18 protein-coding genes are annotated in these 17,494 nt (G+C 32.4%); 17 read left to right on the top strand and 1 reads right to left on the bottom strand.

Features of this window, described 5'->3' with window-relative positions; translation table 11 throughout:
• The first annotated feature begins 11 nt into the window (after positions 1-11).
• The 13 genes from lpxD (at position 12) to ACM55G_RS13740 (ending at position 13,074) form a co-directional block, all read left to right on the top strand.
• Positions 12-1,055, top strand: a complete 1,044-nt coding sequence (lpxD, locus tag ACM55G_RS13800; protein ID WP_416844516.1) for a UDP-3-O-(3-hydroxymyristoyl)glucosamine N-acyltransferase — start codon at positions 12-14, stop codon at positions 1,053-1,055.
• Positions 1,048-2,436, top strand: coding sequence for a bifunctional UDP-3-O-[3-hydroxymyristoyl] N-acetylglucosamine deacetylase/3-hydroxyacyl-ACP dehydratase (locus tag ACM55G_RS13795; protein WP_416844559.1), 1,389 nt, complete (start codon positions 1,048-1,050; stop codon positions 2,434-2,436). Before lpxD ends, ACM55G_RS13795 begins: the two co-directional genes overlap by 8 nt.
• Before the next feature lie 86 nt (positions 2,437-2,522).
• Complete coding sequence (gene lpxA / locus ACM55G_RS13790) at positions 2,523-3,308, top strand: acyl-ACP--UDP-N-acetylglucosamine O-acyltransferase (protein ID WP_143388917.1); 786 nt, start codon at positions 2,523-2,525, stop codon at positions 3,306-3,308.
• 50 nt (positions 3,309-3,358) lie between these two features.
• Positions 3,359-3,925 (top strand): elongation factor P, encoded by a 567-nt coding sequence (efp, locus tag ACM55G_RS13785; RefSeq protein ID WP_416844515.1) that lies wholly within the window; start codon positions 3,359-3,361, stop codon positions 3,923-3,925.
• 69 nt (positions 3,926-3,994) lie between these two features.
• Complete coding sequence (locus ACM55G_RS13780; RefSeq protein WP_416844514.1) at positions 3,995-4,924, top strand: UDP-3-O-(3-hydroxymyristoyl)glucosamine N-acyltransferase; 930 nt, start codon at positions 3,995-3,997, stop codon at positions 4,922-4,924.
• 1 nt (position 4,925) lies between these two features.
• Entirely contained in the window at positions 4,926-5,288 is a 363-nt protein-coding gene (locus ACM55G_RS13775; protein ID WP_416844513.1) for a nuclear transport factor 2-like protein, read from the top strand.
• Between the two features lie 87 nt (positions 5,289-5,375).
• Positions 5,376-6,248, top strand: coding sequence for a succinate--CoA ligase subunit alpha (gene sucD / locus ACM55G_RS13770; protein ID WP_091207776.1), 873 nt, complete (start codon positions 5,376-5,378; stop codon positions 6,246-6,248).
• 212 nt (positions 6,249-6,460) lie between these two features.
• On the top strand, positions 6,461-6,883 hold the full coding sequence (locus tag ACM55G_RS13765; protein ID WP_416844512.1) for a hypothetical protein: 423 nt from the start codon (positions 6,461-6,463) through the stop codon (positions 6,881-6,883).
• A 138-nt stretch (positions 6,884-7,021) separates the two neighbouring features.
• On the top strand, positions 7,022-7,768 hold the full coding sequence (gene fabG, locus ACM55G_RS13760; protein WP_416844511.1) for a 3-oxoacyl-[acyl-carrier-protein] reductase: 747 nt from the start codon (positions 7,022-7,024) through the stop codon (positions 7,766-7,768).
• A 110-nt stretch (positions 7,769-7,878) separates the two neighbouring features.
• A complete protein-coding gene (locus ACM55G_RS13755) occupies positions 7,879-9,906 on the top strand; it encodes a hypothetical protein (protein WP_416844510.1) in 2,028 nt (675 codons plus the stop codon).
• 32 nt (positions 9,907-9,938) lie between these two features.
• A complete protein-coding gene (locus tag ACM55G_RS13750; RefSeq protein WP_416844509.1) occupies positions 9,939-10,835 on the top strand; it encodes a LysR family transcriptional regulator in 897 nt (298 codons plus the stop codon).
• 75 nt (positions 10,836-10,910) lie between these two features.
• Positions 10,911-11,888 (top strand): YeiH family protein, encoded by a 978-nt coding sequence (locus tag ACM55G_RS13745; protein ID WP_416844508.1) that lies wholly within the window; start codon positions 10,911-10,913, stop codon positions 11,886-11,888.
• Positions 11,889-12,072: 184 nt separating this feature from the next.
• Complete coding sequence (locus ACM55G_RS13740; RefSeq protein ID WP_416844507.1) at positions 12,073-13,074, top strand: zinc dependent phospholipase C family protein; 1,002 nt, start codon at positions 12,073-12,075, stop codon at positions 13,072-13,074.
• 62 nt (positions 13,075-13,136) lie between these two features.
• Here ACM55G_RS13740 and ACM55G_RS13735 read toward each other — a convergent pair whose 3' ends face one another.
• Positions 13,137-15,236 carry an LTA synthase family protein gene (locus ACM55G_RS13735; RefSeq protein ID WP_416844506.1) on the bottom strand — a complete coding sequence of 700 codons (2,100 nt, stop codon included), beginning with the start codon at positions 15,234-15,236 and terminating at the stop codon, positions 13,137-13,139.
• A 166-nt stretch (positions 15,237-15,402) separates the two neighbouring features.
• Here ACM55G_RS13735 and ACM55G_RS13730 point away from each other — a divergent pair, with 166 nt between their 5' ends.
• The 4 genes from ACM55G_RS13730 to ACM55G_RS13715 are packed head-to-tail and all read left to right on the top strand — an operon-like array spanning position 15,403 to position 17,486.
• The gene (locus tag ACM55G_RS13730) at positions 15,403-15,834 is read left to right on the top strand and encodes a QcrA and Rieske domain-containing protein (protein ID WP_416844505.1); all 432 of its coding nucleotides are present in this window, start codon (positions 15,403-15,405) and stop codon (positions 15,832-15,834) included.
• 20 nt (positions 15,835-15,854) lie between these two features.
• Positions 15,855-16,289, top strand: a complete 435-nt coding sequence (locus ACM55G_RS13725; RefSeq protein WP_416844504.1) for a thioredoxin family protein — start codon at positions 15,855-15,857, stop codon at positions 16,287-16,289.
• A gap of 5 nt (positions 16,290-16,294) precedes the next feature.
• Positions 16,295-17,284, top strand: a complete 990-nt coding sequence (locus ACM55G_RS13720; RefSeq protein ID WP_416844503.1) for an FAD:protein FMN transferase — start codon at positions 16,295-16,297, stop codon at positions 17,282-17,284.
• A complete protein-coding gene (locus ACM55G_RS13715; RefSeq protein ID WP_416844502.1) occupies positions 17,277-17,486 on the top strand; it encodes a DUF4266 domain-containing protein in 210 nt (69 codons plus the stop codon). The genes ACM55G_RS13720 and ACM55G_RS13715 overlap by 8 nt, the downstream gene beginning before the upstream one ends.
• The last annotated feature ends 8 nt before the right edge of the window (positions 17,487-17,494 follow it).

The raw sequence follows: 17,494 nt of genomic DNA, 5'->3' as shown, positions 1-17,494 counted from the left end.
TTTTTGTCGCAATGAAATTTACAGCAGAACAAATAGCAGGGATTTTAGATGGTGAAGTTGTAGGGAATCCTATGGCTGAAGTTTCTAGATTGTCAAAAATAGAAGAGGGAGCTGAAGGATCACTTACTTTTTTGTCAAATCCTAAATATCTCAATTATATATATTCTACAAAGGCTTCGGTAACAATAGTTAATGACACTTTTATTCCTGAATCACCGCTATCCACAACACTGATAAAAGTGCAAGATGCCTATGCAGCATTTTCTAAATTACTAGAATTTTACAATCAGGTAAAGTTAAATAAAAGTGGGATAGAGCAACCTTCTTTTCTTTCACAAAGCGTAAAATACGGAGATGATTTATATCTTGGAAGTTTTAGTTACGTGGGACAGCATGTAGTTTTGGGTGAAAATGTAAAAATATACCCTAATTGTTTCATTGGTGATAATGTAATAATTGGAGATAATGTAATATTATTTGCTGGAGCAAAAATTTATTCGGAGACTGTTATTGGAAATAATTGCACGATACATTCCGGAGCAATAATAGGTGCTGATGGTTTTGGTTTTGCTCCAAATCCTGACGGAACGTATACCAAAATTCCACAAATAGGGAATGTGATTATTGAGGATTATGTGGATATAGGGTCCTGCACTACAATTGACAGGGCTACTATGGGTTCTACAATTATAAGAAAAGGAGTAAAACTTGACAATCAAATTCAGATTGCCCACAATGTCGAAATTGGCGAGAATACTGTAATTGCCGCTCAAACGGGTGTTGCAGGTTCTACAAAAATTGGCAAGAATGGCATGATTGGAGGTCAGGTAGGAATCTCGGGACATTTGACTATTGGCAATAATGTCCGCATTCAGGCTCAATCTGGTGTAGGAAGAAATATAAAAGATAATGAGATTCTGCAAGGAAGCCCTGCATTTGGATATAGTGATTTTAGTAAATCGTATGTTCATTTCAAAAATTTACCTAAAATTGTTGCAGAAATAGAGGAATTAAAAAAACAAATATTAAACCAAAAAAATGGAAAAAATGGTTAAACAGCAGACCATCAAAACAGAAATCTCATTAACTGGAGTTGGATTACATACAGGAAAAGAAGTTAAAATGACTTTTAAACCAGCTCCAGTAAATAATGGTTTTACTTTTGTTCGTGTAGATCTGGAAGGACAACCTGTTATTGAAGCTGATGCAAATTATGTTGTAAACACACAACGAGGTACCAATTTAGAAAAACTAGGCGTAAAAATTCAAACACCAGAACATGTTTTAGCAGCATTAATTGGTTGTGATTTAGATAATGTCATCATAGAACTGAATGCTTCAGAGCTTCCTATAATGGATGGTTCGTCAAAATATTTTGTTGAAGCCCTTGAAAAGGCGGGAATCGAAGAGCAAAATGCTAAAAGAAATGTATATGTCGTAAAAGAAGTTATTTCTTTTACTGACGAAGCAACCGGTAGCGAAATTTTAGTTATGCCAAGCGATCATTATTCAGTTACTGCAATGGTTGATTTTGGAACTAAAATTTTAGGAACCCAAAATGCTAACATGAAAAATATCTCAGAATTTAAAACTGAAATATCTGAATCCAGAACATTCAGCTTTTTACATGAATTAGAATCACTTTTAGAAAACGGCTTAATAAAAGGCGGCGATTTGAATAATGCCATCGTATATGTTGATAAAGAAATATCTGCAGCTACAATGGAAAATTTAAAAGTTGCTTTTGGAAAAGAGGAGTTAACAGTTAAACCGAACGGTATTTTAGACAACCTTACTTTGCATTATCCAAATGAAGCGGCAAGACACAAACTGCTGGATGTAGTGGGTGATTTAGCTTTGATTGGAACAAGAATACAAGGTAAAGTAATAGCCAATAAGCCAGGACATTTTGTAAATACCCAATTTGCAAAAAAAATGGCGAAAATCATAAAAATAGAACAAAGAAATTATGTTCCTGTTTATGATTTAAATCAAGAGCCTTTAATGGACATTCATAAAATCATGGCTGTTCTTCCTCACAGACCTCCATTTTTATTGATTGACAGAATTATTGAAATGTCTGAAAGTCATGTTGTGGGTATGAAAAATGTTACGATGAATGAAAATTTCTTTGTTGGACATTTCCCGGAAGCTCCAGTTATGCCAGGTGTTTTAATTGTAGAGGCAATGGCACAAACAGGAGGGATATTAGTATTAAGTACGGTTCCTGATCCTGAAAATTATTTGACTTTCTTTATGAAAATTGATAAGGTTAAATTCAAACATAAAGTACTCCCAGGTGATACTTTAATTTTTAAATGTGATTTAATTACGCCTATCAGAAGAGGAATTTGTCATATGCAAGCGAATGCTTACGCAAATGGGAAACTGGTTGCAGAAGCGGAGTTAATGGCCCAAATTGCGAAAAAACAATAAATTTAGATTTAAAACTGTATTGTTCATTTTAAAAAATGGGTTTACAGTTTTTTTGTTCTAATTAATATATAAAATAAAAAAAGTAGATGAATCAACCACTAGCATATGTTCATCCTGGCGCAAAAATAGCCAAAAATGTTGTCATAGAGCCTTTTACCACCATTCATAATAATGTTATTATTGGAGATGGAACTTGGATAGGTTCAAATGTTACCATCATGGAAGGCGCAAGAATTGGAAAAAACTGCAATATATTCCCTGGTGCTGTAATCTCAGCAGTTCCACAAGATTTGAAATTTGGAGGAGAAGATTCTTTAGCAATAATTGGCGACAATTGTACCATTAGAGAATGTGTAACCATCAATAGAGGCACTATAGCATCTGGACAAACTACTTTAGGTAATAATTGCCTTGTTATGGCAACAGCACATATTGCGCATGATTGTCACATCGGCGATAATGCAATTATAGTAAACGGTGTCGCTTTGGCAGGTCACGTTACTGTAGGTAATTTTGCAGTTATTGGAGGTTTAGCAGCAATTCATCAATTTATAAGCATAGGAGATCATGCGATGATATCAGGTGGTTCTTTAGTAAGAAAAGATGTTCCTCCGTATACAAAAGCGGCAAAAGAACCTTTGTCTTATGTTGGAATTAATTCTGTAGGATTGAGAAGACGTGGTTTTACAACCGAAAAGATAAGAGAAATACAGGATATCTATAGAATTCTGTATCAGAAAAATTATAATACTTCTCAAGCATTAGATATTATCGAAGCGGAGATGGAAGCAACAACGGAAAGAGATGAAATAATTGATTTTATCAGAAATTCGTCAAGAGGAATAATGAAAGGATATTCAGGAAATTATTAAACTGTTTTCAGTTATCACAAAATAAAAATTTTAATAAAATAAACAATATAATGGCATCTACTTCAGACATAAAAAACGGATTGTGTATCAAATACAATAATGATATTTACAAAATCATAGAATTTCTTCACGTAAAACCAGGAAAAGGACCTGCTTTTGTTCGAACAAAACTAAGAAGTTTAACGAATGGAAAAGTATTGGATAATACTTTTTCTGCAGGACACAAAATTGAAGAAGTTAGAGTAGAAAACCATAAATTTCAATATTTATATCCAGAAGGTGATGATTTTCATTTTATGAACACCGAGACTTTCGAACAAATTACTTTAAATAAAAACATTTTAGATTCACCAGATTTATTGAAAGAAGGCGAAAATGTAATGGTAAGTATCAATACAGAAACTGATTTACCTCTTTCAGTAGATATGCCAGCTTCAGTAATACTTGAAGTGACTTATGCTGAACCAGGAATTAAAGGGAATACGGCTACTAATGCTACAAAATCAGCAACTGTAGAAACAGGTGCAACTGTAAATGTTCCTTTGTTTATTAATGAAGGTGACAAAATTAAAATTGATACTACATCAGGTTCTTACATGGAACGCGTAAAAGAGTAAATTAAAGTTTTCGGTATTCAGTTTGTAATCAAGCTGAATACTGAATATTAATTACCGAACACTAAATTTATGAAATTCCAAAAAGTTTACTCTTTAGAAGAAATTGCAAATATCATCAACTGTGAATATGTTGGGGATAAAAACTTTGCAGTAACAGGGATGAATGAAATTCATGTTGTCGAATCCGGAGACATAGTTTTTGTGGATCATCCAAAGTATTATGACAAAGCATTAAACTCAGCGGCAACTATAGTTTTAATAAATAAAAATGTTGCATGTCCTGATGGAAAAGCATTACTGATTTCAGATGATCCCTTTAGAGATTTCAATAAATTGACCAATTATTTCAAGCCTTTTCAATTTTCTAATGTTTCAATAGCTACTTCAGCTCGTATAGGTGAAAACACTATAATACAGCCTAATACCTTTATTGGTAACCATGTTGTTATTGGAAAAAATTGTTTAATCCATTCTAATGTATCGATTTATGATTACACTGTAATTGGTGATAATGTAATTATCCACGCTGGAACTATTCTTGGTGCCGATGCATTTTACTATAAAAAACGTCCTGAAGGTTATGACCAATTACTTTCTGGTGGAAGAGTAGTAATTAAAGATAATGTTGGGATAGGGGCACTTTGCACAATTGATAAAGGAGTTACAGGCGACACTACCATTGGAGAAGGCACAAAAATTGACAATCAGGTTCATGTAGGTCATGATACCGTGATTGGAAAAAAATGTTTGATTGCTTCACAAACAGGAATTGCAGGTTGCGTAATTATTGAAGATGAAGTTACTATTTGGGGACAAGTAGGAACTACTAGCGGAATTACTATAGGAGCGAAGGCAGTCATTCTTGGTCAGACAGGAGTTACAAAATCAGTAGAAGGCGGTAAATCTTATTTTGGTACGCCAATTGAAGAATCAAGAGAAAAATTGAAACAACTGGCGAATATCAAAAAGATACCAGAAATTTTAAATAAACTAAAATAATATGTCTGCTAAAGAAATCGTTCAGAAATTTTATAAATCGGATGCTCTAATTGACAGCGAAGTCATGAAAGATTTTTTACATCCCGACGTAATTGTTGAATGGAACAGCAGTAAAGGATTTATTCAATTAAACTATGAATCCCTACTCAATTTAGCCAATGATTTAAGTAAGGCGTATGTTCGCTCTAAAGTTAGAATGAGCCATATTATTGCTGAAAAAGATTTGATTTCGGTACGTTATTCTCATTTTGTAAAAACAATAGAAAACCCACGAGAAGAAATGTTATTAGCACATTTTATAACAATTTGGCAAATAAAAGATGATAAATTGTTCAGAGGGTACCAAATGAGTCAATTAGCGTAATACATTTTGATAAAAAAAAGGCTTCAAAATAATTTACAAAACCTTACTTTTGCATAACAATTTTAAAAACTACATAAAATATATATCATGAGTGTTTTAGTTAATAAAGATTCCAAAATAATTGTTCAAGGATTTACAGGAAGCGAAGGAACTTTCCATGCTTCTCAAATGATTGAGTACGGTACTAACGTTGTTGGTGGTGTAACTCCAGGAAAAGGTGGGACAACTCACTTAGACAGACCTGTTTTTAATACTGTAAAAGATGCTGTAGAACAAGCAGGAGCTGATACTACTATCATTTTTGTTCCACCGGCTTTTGCTGCAGATGCAATTATGGAAGCTGCAGATGCAGGTATAAAAGTAATTATTGCAATTACTGAAGGGATTCCTGTTGCTGATATGATTAAAGCAAATAGTTATGTTAAAGAAAGAAATGCAAGATTAATAGGCCCTAACTGTCCAGGAATAATAACTCCAGGTGAAGCTAAAGTTGGAATTATGCCAGGTTTTGTATTTAAAAAAGGTACTGTTGGGATTGTTTCTAAATCAGGAACATTAACTTACGAAGCAGCTGATCAAGTGGTGAAACAAGGATTAGGAATCACTACAGCAATTGGAATTGGTGGAGATCCTATCATTGGAACTACTACTAAAGAAGCGGTTGAGTTATTGATGAATGACCCAGAAACAGAATGTATCGTAATGATAGGTGAGATAGGCGGACAATTAGAAGCTGATGCTGCACATTGGATTAAAGCTGATGGTAACCGTAAACCAGTTGTAGGTTTTATCGCCGGAGTTACTGCTCCAGCAGGACGTACAATGGGTCATGCTGGTGCTATCGTTGGTGGATCTGACGATACAGCTGAAGCTAAAAAACAAATCATGAGAGAATGTGGAATACACGTTGTAGATTCTCCAGCTGAAATTGGTAAAAAAGTAAAAGAAGTTTTAGGATAATGAGCCTAAAATTAAATATTTTAAAAGCCTCACATTTGTGAGGCTTTTTTATTATAAATTGAATTAAAGAAATATCTTTGCACTTTATTAAATTGATCTGTTTTTCAGATATAATGCTAATAAAAGCAAACATAAACGAATGGTTTCTAATGGATCTCACGATTTTTGGGGTATTATTTTGCAGAAGCCAATTCAAATAAAAATAAAATAATATGTATAAAGAGTTAAAAAAATTCAAAGTTAGCAATCAATTTTCATTCACTACAGACGATAGTTTAGAAGAAGTTTGTAATGCTTCAGAAGGATCTGGAGTGTTTTTAGTATATTCAGTAGGGGATGAGAAAGAGTTAATTATGGTCGGTTCTACTGGAACTGTTCAGAACAACGGAACTTTGAAAATTAAAAATGGTGGCTTGAAAGATAAAATTGTAGAAGGACACCAATTTGCAAAAACAGGAAGAAAATATTCTTGGCCAGCACAAATGAAAATCGAAGATATCAGTACACTTGAAGTGGTATGGTATGAAACATTCAACGATAAGACTAAAGCAATACCAACATTCGTAGAAGGACAAGTTTTACAAAATTTCCTTGACGAAAATGGAAAATTGCCAAAATGGAATGTTGCTTTTTAGTTCATTTCAAAAAAAAATAAAAAATATTATTGAAAAGCTTTACCTCGGTAAGGCTTTTTTTTATAATACAAATTTCATAAAACGCTTAAATAATCTATATTTGTACATCAAAATAATAAACATACTTATCATTATAATATGAAATTACTAGAAGGAAAAGTTGCTATAATTACAGGAGCAAGCCGCGGAATTGGAAAAGGAATTGCAGAAGTTTTTGCAAAACACGGTGCAAATGTTGCATTTACTTATAGCTCGTCAGTAGAATCAGCTTTGGCTCTTGAAAATGAATTGAACGCTTTAGGAATTAAAGCTAAAGGGTATCAATCAAATGCTGCTGATTTTAATGAAGCGCAAATATTTGTAGATGCGGTTTTAGCTGAATTTGGAACTGTTGATATTCTAATAAATAACGCCGGAATTACTAAAGACAACCTTTTGATGCGTATGTCTGAAGGAGATTTCGATCAAGTAATTAATGTTAATTTGAAATCAGTTTTTAATATGACCAAAGCCATTCAAAGAACTTTCTTAAAGCAACGTTCCGGATCAATAATCAATATGGGTTCTGTGGTTGGAGTGAAGGGAAATGCAGGTCAAACCAATTATGCAGCTTCTAAAGCAGGAGTTATTGGTTTCTCAAAATCAGTAGCTTTGGAATTAGGTTCTCGTAATATTCGTTGTAATGTAATTGCGCCAGGATTTATAGAAACCGAAATGACAGCCAAATTAAACGAAGATGTCGTGAAAGGATGGAGAGACGGAATTCCGTTGAAACGTTGTGGAACTACTGAAGATGTAGCTAATGCATGTCTTTTCTTTGCCTCAGACTTAAGTACTTATGTTACTGGACAAGTTATGAACGTTTGTGGAGGAATGCTTACTTAATATGATTTAAAAATTGAATGATTTATGTATTTAAAAATGGAGCTGAAGAGTTATTGTTAAATTTCATAATCTTTAAAACATTTAATCTTTTAATTTTTAAATAAAAAAGAATGACAATAATTACTATTTTATTAATAATACTTTCTTTAGTAGTAGCCGGTAGTTTGTCATTTTACCACTATTTATACAAAGTCAAAAACAAATCTACAGTTAGTTTGTTTTTGGCTTTTTTTCGTTTTATGTCCATTTTTGGTATCTTATTGCTGTTGATTAATCCAATAATAACTAAAAATACTCTTGAAACTATAAAAACACCGTTGCCAATTGTTGTTGATAATTCCAGTTCCATTTCGTTCTTGAGTGCTAATGAAAAATCAATGGAATTGTATCAAAAATTGATTTCGAATGCAGCATTGCAAGATAAATTTGATATTCAATCGTATCAATTTGATGATGAATTTCAACAATCGGAAAAATTTGATTTTAAAGGAACGCAAACCAATCTGGATGGTGTAGCTAAAAACCTGAAAAGCATTAATAAAAATGTGATTTTTCCAACCTTAATTATTACTGACGGAAATCAAACTTCAGGTAACGATTATGTTTATGGTTTTGATACCGCTAATAAAGTATTTCCATTAATTGTGGGCGATACGACCACTTTTTTAGATTTTAAAATAGATCAATTGAATGTCAATAAATATGCTTTTTACAAAAATAAGTTTCCGGTAGAAGCCTTTTTGCGCTATTCAGGAACCAAAAATGTAACAGCGAATTTTATTATTTCACAAGGGAATTCGCTATTTAGTAAACAATCCATTTCATTTTCGCCATCGAAAAAAACAGCTATTGTGACTGTACTTTTACCAGCAAATAAAGTAGGATTGCAAGTTTTTAAAGCTACAATTTCATCTAAAGAAAAGGAAAAAAACACCTATAATAACACCAAGAATTTTGCCGTAGAAGTGATTGACCAGAAAACGAATATCGCCATTATTTCGGCTATAAATCATCCCGATATTGGTGCTTTGAAACATGCAATTGAAACTAATGCACAACGTAAAGTAACTTTAATTAAGCCTAATAATATCAAATCATTACAAGATTATAATGTTTTAATTCTGTACCAACCTACACCTGAATTTAAATCTATTTTTGATACAGCTAAATTGGCCGGAATCAACACATTCATTATTACGGGCAACAATACAGATTTCAATTTTTTGAATCAACAACAGGATAATTTGTCTTTCAAAATGAGTAGTCAAAAAGAAGATTATTTAGCTGAATTTAATTCTCAATTTAATCTCTTTGCAATTGATAATATTGGTTTCGAAAATTTTCCTCCTTTGCAAAATCCCTTTGGAAATATAACTACAAAGGGAAATGTTTCGGTATTGCTTTCTTCCAAAATAAGAAATATTGATACCAACTCACCTTTATTGGCTTTTACTGAAAACCAAGGCAAAAGGACGGCTTATTTTTTAGGGGAGAATAGTTGGAAATGGCGTTTACAAAGTCATATCGATAATCAGTCTTTTGAGAAGTTTGATGTATTTATAGACAAGATTATCCAGTTTTTGGCTTCTAATAATTCAAAAAAATCACTGGTAGTTGTGAACGAAAATTTCTATAATTCAGGAGAAGCAATTGAAATTTCTGCGCAATATTTCAATAAAAACTATGAGTTTGATGAGAAAGCTCGTTTGACAATTGCCGTAACTAATACTAAAACCAAGCAAACTAAAAATTACGATTTATTAAAAAGCAATAATTCTTATCAAGTCAATCTTGATGGACTTACTGCAGGGAATTATGATTTTTCGGTAAAAGAATTGAATTCAAAAACTACCTATTCCAATCATTTTGAAATACTGGATTTTGACATCGAAAAACAATTCGTTAACCCAGACTTAGAAAAATTGACACAATTAGCCTCTCAAACACAAGGAAAAACCTATTTCCCGGATCAACTTGAGGTGTTAATAAAATCACTTTTGGATAATGAAGAATACAAAGCCGTTCAAAAAAATACTATGACCAAAACACCTTTGATTGATTGGGTTTGGTTACTGGTTTTAATTTCGATTTTTCTTTCAACCGAATGGTTTTTTAGAAAATATAATGGATTGTTGTAGATTTAAATTCCATTTAGATAAATATATATATTATGGATTTTAGATTAAAAGTATTTTTTACTGTCGCCAATAGATTGAGTTTTACAAAAGCCGCAACGGAATTATTCATTACGCAACCTGCCATTTCTAAACATATTCAAGAGCTGGAAGAACAATATAAAATTAAACTTTTTGAAAGAAACGGTTCGAAAATTTCACTTACCATTGCTGGTGAAGTATTGCTTAAGCACACGAAAAATATATTTGAAGTCTATAGAGAAATTGATTTTGACATGAGCGCACTAATCAATAAACAAAAAGGATTGCTTCGATTAGGAGCCAGTACAACAATTTCTCAATATATAATTCCGCCTCTTTTGGCCCGCTTTCATAAAAAAATGCAGGATATAAAAGTAAATCTACTGAACGGAAATACAGAACAAATTGAAAAAGCATTACTTAATAAAGAGATTGAAATAGGTATTGTAGAAGGACAATCTAAAACTCAGTCTATTAAATACACTGAGTTTTTGAAAGACGAATTAGTTCTGGTTTGCAATAATACCAATCCTTTGAAAAACAAAGAACAAGTTAGTTTAGAGGATTTGAAAGACCTGCAATTTGTAACTCGAGAGCAGGGCTCTGGAACACTTGAAGTTATTGAACATGCGTTAAAATCTTTCGGAATTAATCTCTCGCAATTGAAAATTGAAATGCAGTTGGGAAGCCCAGAAAGTATAAAATCCTATTTAATGAATTCTGATTGTGTCGCTTTTATTTCTATACATGCCATAGAAAAAGAGCTTAAAAACAACGAATTGGTTATTTTGGATGTTGATGATTTTGTGATAGAACGCTTTTTTTATATCATTACTTTGCAAGGAAAGGTTGATGCGCTGTCAGAATTATTTATAAAAAACATATCTAGTCATTATAATTTAAGGTTATAGTAGATTGTTTTTTGCGATTGGTTAATACAGATTAATCTATTCACCTTTGTATAGTAATCATTCAATTACTTTATAATGGAACGAAATCAGAACGTAATTTTAAAGCAAGTGCCCCTATTTTTTAAAATAAGTGCAATACAGCAGCAAATTATTTTTGTTGCACTGCTATTGTTTTGCATGACCTCTGTTGTTTCGTCACCAATCGCCTTATTGTTGGGACTGATTGTAGCGAATCTTTCCGGTCATCCTTTTTTACATTTGAACCATAAAGCAACAAACATTTTATTGCAGGTTTCTGTGGTAGGTTTAGGTTTTGGAATGAATGTCAATAGTGCTTTATCGGCTGGTAAGGAAGGTTTTATATTTACCGTTGCCTCTATATTTAGTACTCTAATTTTAGGAACATTTCTTGGAAAATGGCTGAAAATTGAAAAGAAAACTTCTCATTTGATTTCATGCGGAACTGCTATTTGTGGAGGAAGTGCGATCGCTGCGATTGCTCCGGTAATTAAGTCAGATGAAAAACAAACTTCCATTGCTTTAGGAGTGATATTTATTCTGAATTCGGTTGCTTTATTTTTATTTCCAGCTGTGGGAAACTGGTTGGATTTATCACAAAAAGAGTTTGGGTTATGGTGTGCGATTGCCATTCATGATACGAGTTCTGTGGTTGGTGCAGCCAGTAAATTTGGACCCGAAGCATTGCAAATAGCTACAACTGTAAAATTAGCCCGAGCTTTATGGATTATTCCGGTAGCCTTACTTACGGCAGTAATTTTCAAAAATAAATCCAGCAGCATTAGAATTCCCTATTTTATTGGATTATTTATTTTAGCAATGGCAATGAATACGTATGTTTCACAAACAGCTACTGTGGCTCCACACTTGGTTTCAATTGCCAAAATTGGTCTTACGGTAACGTTGTTTTTAATTGGAGCGGGATTGAATAGGACTATTTTGAAATCGGTTGGAGTAAAACCGTTGTTTCAAGGCCTTTTGCTTTGGGCATTTATAGCAATTGGAACACTGTTAACCATTATGTATTTTAATTAAAGAGCACTATTTAAAACAACATTAATAATTAAATTTCTTTTTCTTAAAATAAGGACAGTAAGATTACTGTTTTTCCTTTGTAACAAAACATTTTTAATTAATGTTTTTAAATTAACATAATCTTAAACCATATTTCATTGGATTTTATTTAAAAAAAATACATTTGCAGTTCTAATAAATAAATATGATGAAAAATTTGAAAATTAGACCTACACTTATTGGGTTATCTACAATTGGAATTGCTTTTTTGCTGTTATCATGGGGCGTTGTTGGCCATGAAAGAATCAATAGAGCTGCGGTAATGGCACTTCCAAAACCTTTGCAAACGTTTTTTTACAATCATATTGATTTTATCACTCAGGAATCCACTGTTCCAGATTTAAGAAAATCTATTTTGAATGATAAAGCCGAAGGTCCTCGTCATTATTTTGACATGGAGAATTTTGGAAGCGTTGACAGTATTCCTAAAACAATGGAAGCTGCAAAGAAAAAATACGATGAGAAATTCTTGTCAAAAAATGGGACATTGCCTTGGTATATTCAAGAAATGATGGGTAAATTAACTAAAGCTTTTAAAGAAAAACGAAAAAACGAAATTCTATTTATTGCTGGAGAACTTGGACATTATTTAGGAGATGCACACATGCCTCTGCATACTTCTGACAACCATGATGGTCAAAATACCAATCAGAAAGGAATTCATTCGTTATGGGAAAGTCGTTTGCCCGAATTATTTGTTAAGAACTATAAGCTAAATGCGGATGAAGGAAAATATATTGAAAATGTTGATCAAGCAGCTTGGGATATTATTTTTGACACTCATAGTTTAGTAGCTCCTTTATTAGCGGCTGATAAAAAATTAAGAACTACAACTCCAGAAAATAAAATGTATGTCGTAGATGAGGCTGGAACTATTCTAAAAAACAAATACAATGGCGTTTTATATTCGGATGATTATGCTACAAAATTCCATCAAGAGTTGAATGGAATGGTTGAAAATCAAATGAAAAAAGCAATTACTGCTACAGCTAGTTTTTGGTATACCGCTTGGGTAAATGCAGGGAAACCAGATTTAAGTAATTTAGATACTGAAGCACTTACCAAGCGCAATAAAAAAGGGTTAAAGCAAGATTCTAAATTATTTAAAAAAGGAATACTTTTTGGTTTAGTAAACGATAAAGAATAATTTTTTAAATCTAAAATGAAATATAAAACGGGTAAGATTGCTATCTCACCCGTTTTTTTATGCTAATTAATTTTCTGATATTTCTTTTTCTTCAACATATCCGAAGCCGTCTGGTAATAGGAAATGGTTTGATTTACTAAATCAGTTCTTTCTTTTATCAGCGGATTTTGGTCGTAATAAATTTGGAAATCAGGTGCTGTTTTTTGATCTTTTTTTAATGTCAATTGAAATTGCTTCACTTGCTGTTTTGGCGAAATAACAGTTAGAACATTATCTTTTATAAATCCTAAATCCTGATACGTTGCAATTAACGCCCTAGGTTTATAGTCTGCTTTCAAGACATCCTCTCCATAGAATTTACTTTGATAACTGAAATTCAACAATCCAAATAACGTAGGCATAATATCTATTTGAGACATCAAATTCGTATAATGTTTTGGTTGAACATAACCGGGACTGTAAATCATCGCAGGAATTCTGTATTTATCCACAGGAAGTTCTGTTTTTCCAGCACTTGAAGCACAATGATCTGCAAGAATGACAAAAACAGTATTAGTAAACCAAGGTTGTTTGCTGGCCATTTCGAAGAATTTTTTCATGGCAAAATCAGTATATTTTACGCCACCATCACGAGATTTGGCATCTCCTGGAATATCAATTTTATTATTGGGATAAGTGAAAGGCCTGTGATTACTTACCGTCATGATATGATTAAAGAATGGCTTGTTTTGCTTTGCTTCCCCATTCATTACTTTGATAGCTTTATTGTACATATCCTCATCACAAACGCCCCATACATTCGAAAAAGTAATTTCTTGAGGAGTAAATGTTTTTTTATCCACAATTCCATAACCGTTCCCAGTATAAAAATCCTCCATATTATCAAAGAAAGCATCACCTCCATAAAGGTATTTCACTGTATACCCTTTTTGCTTGAAGATATTTCCGGTTGAAAATTTGTTTTTATTATCTTCCCTTTTTACCACACTTTCGCCAGCAGTGGGAGGGAAACACAAAGTAACAGCTTCAAGGCCGCGAACAGTTCTATTCCCAACAGCATAAAGATTTGTAAACAATAAACTTTTAGTTGCTAAACTATCCAAAAAAGGTGTAAGATTTTGATCGTTCCCGTACATTTTCATAAAATCAGCACTATAACTTTCGATAGTTATCAACACTACATTCTTATGGTTTTCGGCAGCAGCGCTTTGAATTTTTCGCAAAGAAGTCTCTCCTGAAATTCCTGAAATTTGTTTTTGTAATAAAGCATACGCTTCTTTTTCAGGAAGTGTTTTATAGAATTTAAAATAGTCTAATTCACTATTTTTAAAGGCTAGAAAGAACTTATAGATTCCATTCGCTTCTAATTCATTTGCAAAAATATTCGGTGAATTTTCCTGAGCAGATAAATAGGGTATTGCCAATAAAGAGAGTCCAAACAAAGTAAGATAAATTCCCGATAACTGTATTTTTTGTACAAAAGTTGGAATACTCTTAATGTAATTTTTTGAATGCCTTACGATTAAATACGTTATTAAACCAGCTACAACAAATAATGCTGTGAATATTGGAATTACAGGATACGATTGCATTATATTCCCGATTACTTCATTAGTGTAAACCAAATAATTAACGGCTATGAAGTTGTATTTTACCCCAAATTCATTCCAAAAAAAGTATTCACTGATTCCATTTTGCAAAATCAAAACAACATACAAGAAAATGACAAAGGAGAACAACCAGAATCTAATTTGGTTTCGGTATTTTGGCAGAAAAAGTAACAAACCAAATAAAATAGTTTTTATAGCGATAAAAGCTATCCCAATTGCGGGGAGTGCTCCACCATATTCATTAAGAATTGTATTGCCAAATGAAACATACAATAAGAAGGCAAGTAATAGCCCGAAAAAGATATAACCATACGGTTTTAAATATTTTGAATTGGATATAAAAATAAGATATAACCATAAAAAACCGCTGACCAATACAAAAATGAAAAAATCAGAGATTAATCCAAATCCAAATATTTTGATAATATCGATAAAACTAAATGAGCTTTGGGTGATAGGATGAAATAATAGAACTATTCTTAAAACAATGCTAACAATAATATAGAAAAGCATAAGATTGTAAAATGGAGAAAACTTCTTTGAAAGCGTCATAAAGATTTATTTTTTACAAAAATACTAATTTGAAACAATAAAAACATTCAGTACTAGATGTATTCTATTCTTAATTTTGGCTTAAGAAGGATTATTTTAACAATTTTATTTTATATTTAGAGTTAATTTGTAACGAAGTTAATGTGTTAATCAAAAAACAATTAATATGAATAGAAAAGAATTTTTTTTGAAAGTAGGATTTGGGGCAACTGCTGCATTAGTGCCTGCTTGCATAGCAGGATTAGCTTCAAGTTGTTCTAGTGACAATTCCACTTTACCATCGCCGGCTCCTGCACCAAGCGGAGTAGATTTTTTGCTTGATACGAGTATAGGTTCATTAGCAACAAATGGAGGATATTTAATAACACAAGGTATTGTTGTTGCAAGGACTAATTCAGGAACTTTCATTGCCGTATCAGCTGCATGCACACATGAAGGCACTAATGTAAATTACGTTGCTTCAGCAAATGATTTTCTTTGTCCAAATCATGGAGCGCAGTTTAGTAGTAGCGGTGTAGTTACTCGAGGTCCGGCAAACACAAATTTGAAACAATATAATACTTCACTGACTGGAAACTCTCTTAGAGTATATTCATAAATAAAAAACGAAAATTAATCATGAAAAAAATATTCTTATTAATGTTACTTTTTTTAGTAACAATTGGTTATTCACAAGAATGGAGAACTAATTTTGAGATTACAAAAACGGAGGCAACTAACCAGAATAAAAATATTTTACTCGTTTTTTCAGGTTTAGATTGGTGCGGACCTTGTATTAAACTCGATAGAGACATTTGGAAATCGGCCGAGTTTATGGAATATGCAAAAAATAATCTAATTCTAGAACGCGCAGATTTCCCGAAGAAAAAGCAAAATCAATTGTCTCCGGAAATAAAAAAACAGAACCAAAGTTTGGCAGAGAAATATAATAAAGATGGAATGTTTCCATTAGTTGTCGTTTTGGACAAAAATGGAAAGGTATTAGCAAAAACAGGTTATAAAAAAGTTTCTCCCACAGAATATGTTAACCTGCTTAATTCATTTATAAAATAAAAGTAATGAGATTAATTGTTTTTATTTCTTTTCTCTTGGCCGGTACTTTCGGATCAGCTCAAGTAACGCAAAAAAGGACTTTATCTATGTTAGGCAGCCCTTTTGAAATGACTGTTGTGACAAAAAATATTCCGGAGGCTGATTATTATATCGATATGTCAGTTGCAGAAGTATCTCGAATTGAAAATCTAATTTCTGATTGGATTCCAACAACTCCAATTTCACAGGTTAACAAATTTGCAGGGATAAAACCAGTTAAAGTACCTCAAGAAGTTTTTGATTTAGTAGAACGCTCGATAAAAATATCAGAATTAACTTCAGGTGCTTTTGATATTAGTTATGCTTCTATGGATAAGATTTGGAAATTTGACGGAAGTATGACTAAAATGCCAACTCCAGAAGAGATAAAAAATTCTGTTTCAAAAGTCGGATATAAAAATATAATTTTAGACCATAAGAACAATACCCTATTTCTAAAATTTGACGGTATGAAACTGGGTTTAGGCGGAATTGGACAAGGATTTATAGCAGATAAAATTAAAACTTTACTAATTTCTAAAGGTGTCGTTGCCGGAATCGTAAACATCTCAGGAGACATTAATACGTGGGGAAAACAGACCAATGGGGAGAAATGGAAAGTAGGTATTAAGAACCCTTTAAACAAAAATAAAATATTTGCAACATTTCCATTAGAGGATAGCGCTGTAGAAACATCAGGAAGCTATGAGAAATTTGTAACTTTCAACGGAAAAAGATATTCCCATATAATTGACACAAGAACAGGTTATCCTTCATCTGGTGTTATAAGTGTATCTGTTTTTGCAAAAACAACTGAATTAGCAGATGCTCTAGCAACTGGTATATTTGTTTTAGGTGTTGATGTTGGCTTAGATTTAGTAAATCAGTTACCAGGAATTGGTTGTATTTATGTTGATGATAACGGAAAAATATTTTCCTCAAAAAATATTGATTTAAAAAAATATAAAGATGAATAAAGCAGTGCTTTTTATAATTCTAATAGTTGTCATGCAATCTTGTGTAGCGGTAAAAGAATACGATAAACAATTTATCAATGATACGGATATGAAATTAAGTGCCAAAACCGCAGAACGATATGAGACTACTTTTCAAGTGTATCGGGAAGCTGCTGCTGGAGCAAATGGAGGAAAAACTGGCGGTGGCTGTGGTTGTAATTAAGTAAGTAT

Origin of the sequence: Flavobacterium algoriphilum (assembly GCF_048158655.1) — a bacterium.
In the GTDB taxonomy this organism is placed as follows: domain Bacteria; phylum Bacteroidota; class Bacteroidia; order Flavobacteriales; family Flavobacteriaceae; genus Flavobacterium; species Flavobacterium algoriphilum.
Note: the sequence above shows the minus strand (reverse complement) of the source record. Positions and strands in the feature narration are given on the sequence as shown.

Excerpts from the sequence above, each read along its gene's own strand:
- ACM55G_RS13765 (WP_416844512.1), top strand. The coding sequence starts at position 6,461 with ATGTATAAAGAGTTAAAAAAATTCAAAGTTAGCAATCAATTTTCATTC.
- lpxA (WP_143388917.1), top strand. The coding sequence starts at position 2,523 with ATGAATCAACCACTAGCATATGTTCATCCTGGCGCAAAAATAGCCAAA.
- ACM55G_RS13795 (WP_416844559.1), top strand. The coding sequence starts at position 1,048 with ATGGTTAAACAGCAGACCATCAAAACAGAAATCTCATTAACTGGAGTT.
- ACM55G_RS13720 (WP_416844503.1), top strand. The coding sequence starts at position 16,295 with ATGAGATTAATTGTTTTTATTTCTTTTCTCTTGGCCGGTACTTTCGGA.
- ACM55G_RS13730 (WP_416844505.1), top strand. The coding sequence starts at position 15,403 with ATGAATAGAAAAGAATTTTTTTTGAAAGTAGGATTTGGGGCAACTGCT.
- fabG (WP_416844511.1), top strand. The coding sequence starts at position 7,022 with ATGAAATTACTAGAAGGAAAAGTTGCTATAATTACAGGAGCAAGCCGC.
- ACM55G_RS13715 (WP_416844502.1), top strand. The coding sequence starts at position 17,277 with ATGAATAAAGCAGTGCTTTTTATAATTCTAATAGTTGTCATGCAATCT.
- ACM55G_RS13780 (WP_416844514.1), top strand. The coding sequence starts at position 3,995 with ATGAAATTCCAAAAAGTTTACTCTTTAGAAGAAATTGCAAATATCATC.
- ACM55G_RS13740 (WP_416844507.1), top strand. The coding sequence starts at position 12,073 with ATGATGAAAAATTTGAAAATTAGACCTACACTTATTGGGTTATCTACA.
- ACM55G_RS13750 (WP_416844509.1), top strand. The coding sequence starts at position 9,939 with ATGGATTTTAGATTAAAAGTATTTTTTACTGTCGCCAATAGATTGAGT.
- efp (WP_416844515.1), top strand. The coding sequence starts at position 3,359 with ATGGCATCTACTTCAGACATAAAAAACGGATTGTGTATCAAATACAAT.
- ACM55G_RS13755 (WP_416844510.1), top strand. The coding sequence starts at position 7,879 with ATGACAATAATTACTATTTTATTAATAATACTTTCTTTAGTAGTAGCC.
- lpxD (WP_416844516.1), top strand. The coding sequence starts at position 12 with ATGAAATTTACAGCAGAACAAATAGCAGGGATTTTAGATGGTGAAGTT.
- ACM55G_RS13745 (WP_416844508.1), top strand. The coding sequence starts at position 10,911 with ATGGAACGAAATCAGAACGTAATTTTAAAGCAAGTGCCCCTATTTTTT.
- ACM55G_RS13775 (WP_416844513.1), top strand. The coding sequence starts at position 4,926 with ATGTCTGCTAAAGAAATCGTTCAGAAATTTTATAAATCGGATGCTCTA.
- sucD (WP_091207776.1), top strand. The coding sequence starts at position 5,376 with ATGAGTGTTTTAGTTAATAAAGATTCCAAAATAATTGTTCAAGGATTT.
- ACM55G_RS13735 (WP_416844506.1), bottom strand. The coding sequence starts at position 15,236 with ATGACGCTTTCAAAGAAGTTTTCTCCATTTTACAATCTTATGCTTTTC.
- ACM55G_RS13725 (WP_416844504.1), top strand. The coding sequence starts at position 15,855 with ATGAAAAAAATATTCTTATTAATGTTACTTTTTTTAGTAACAATTGGT.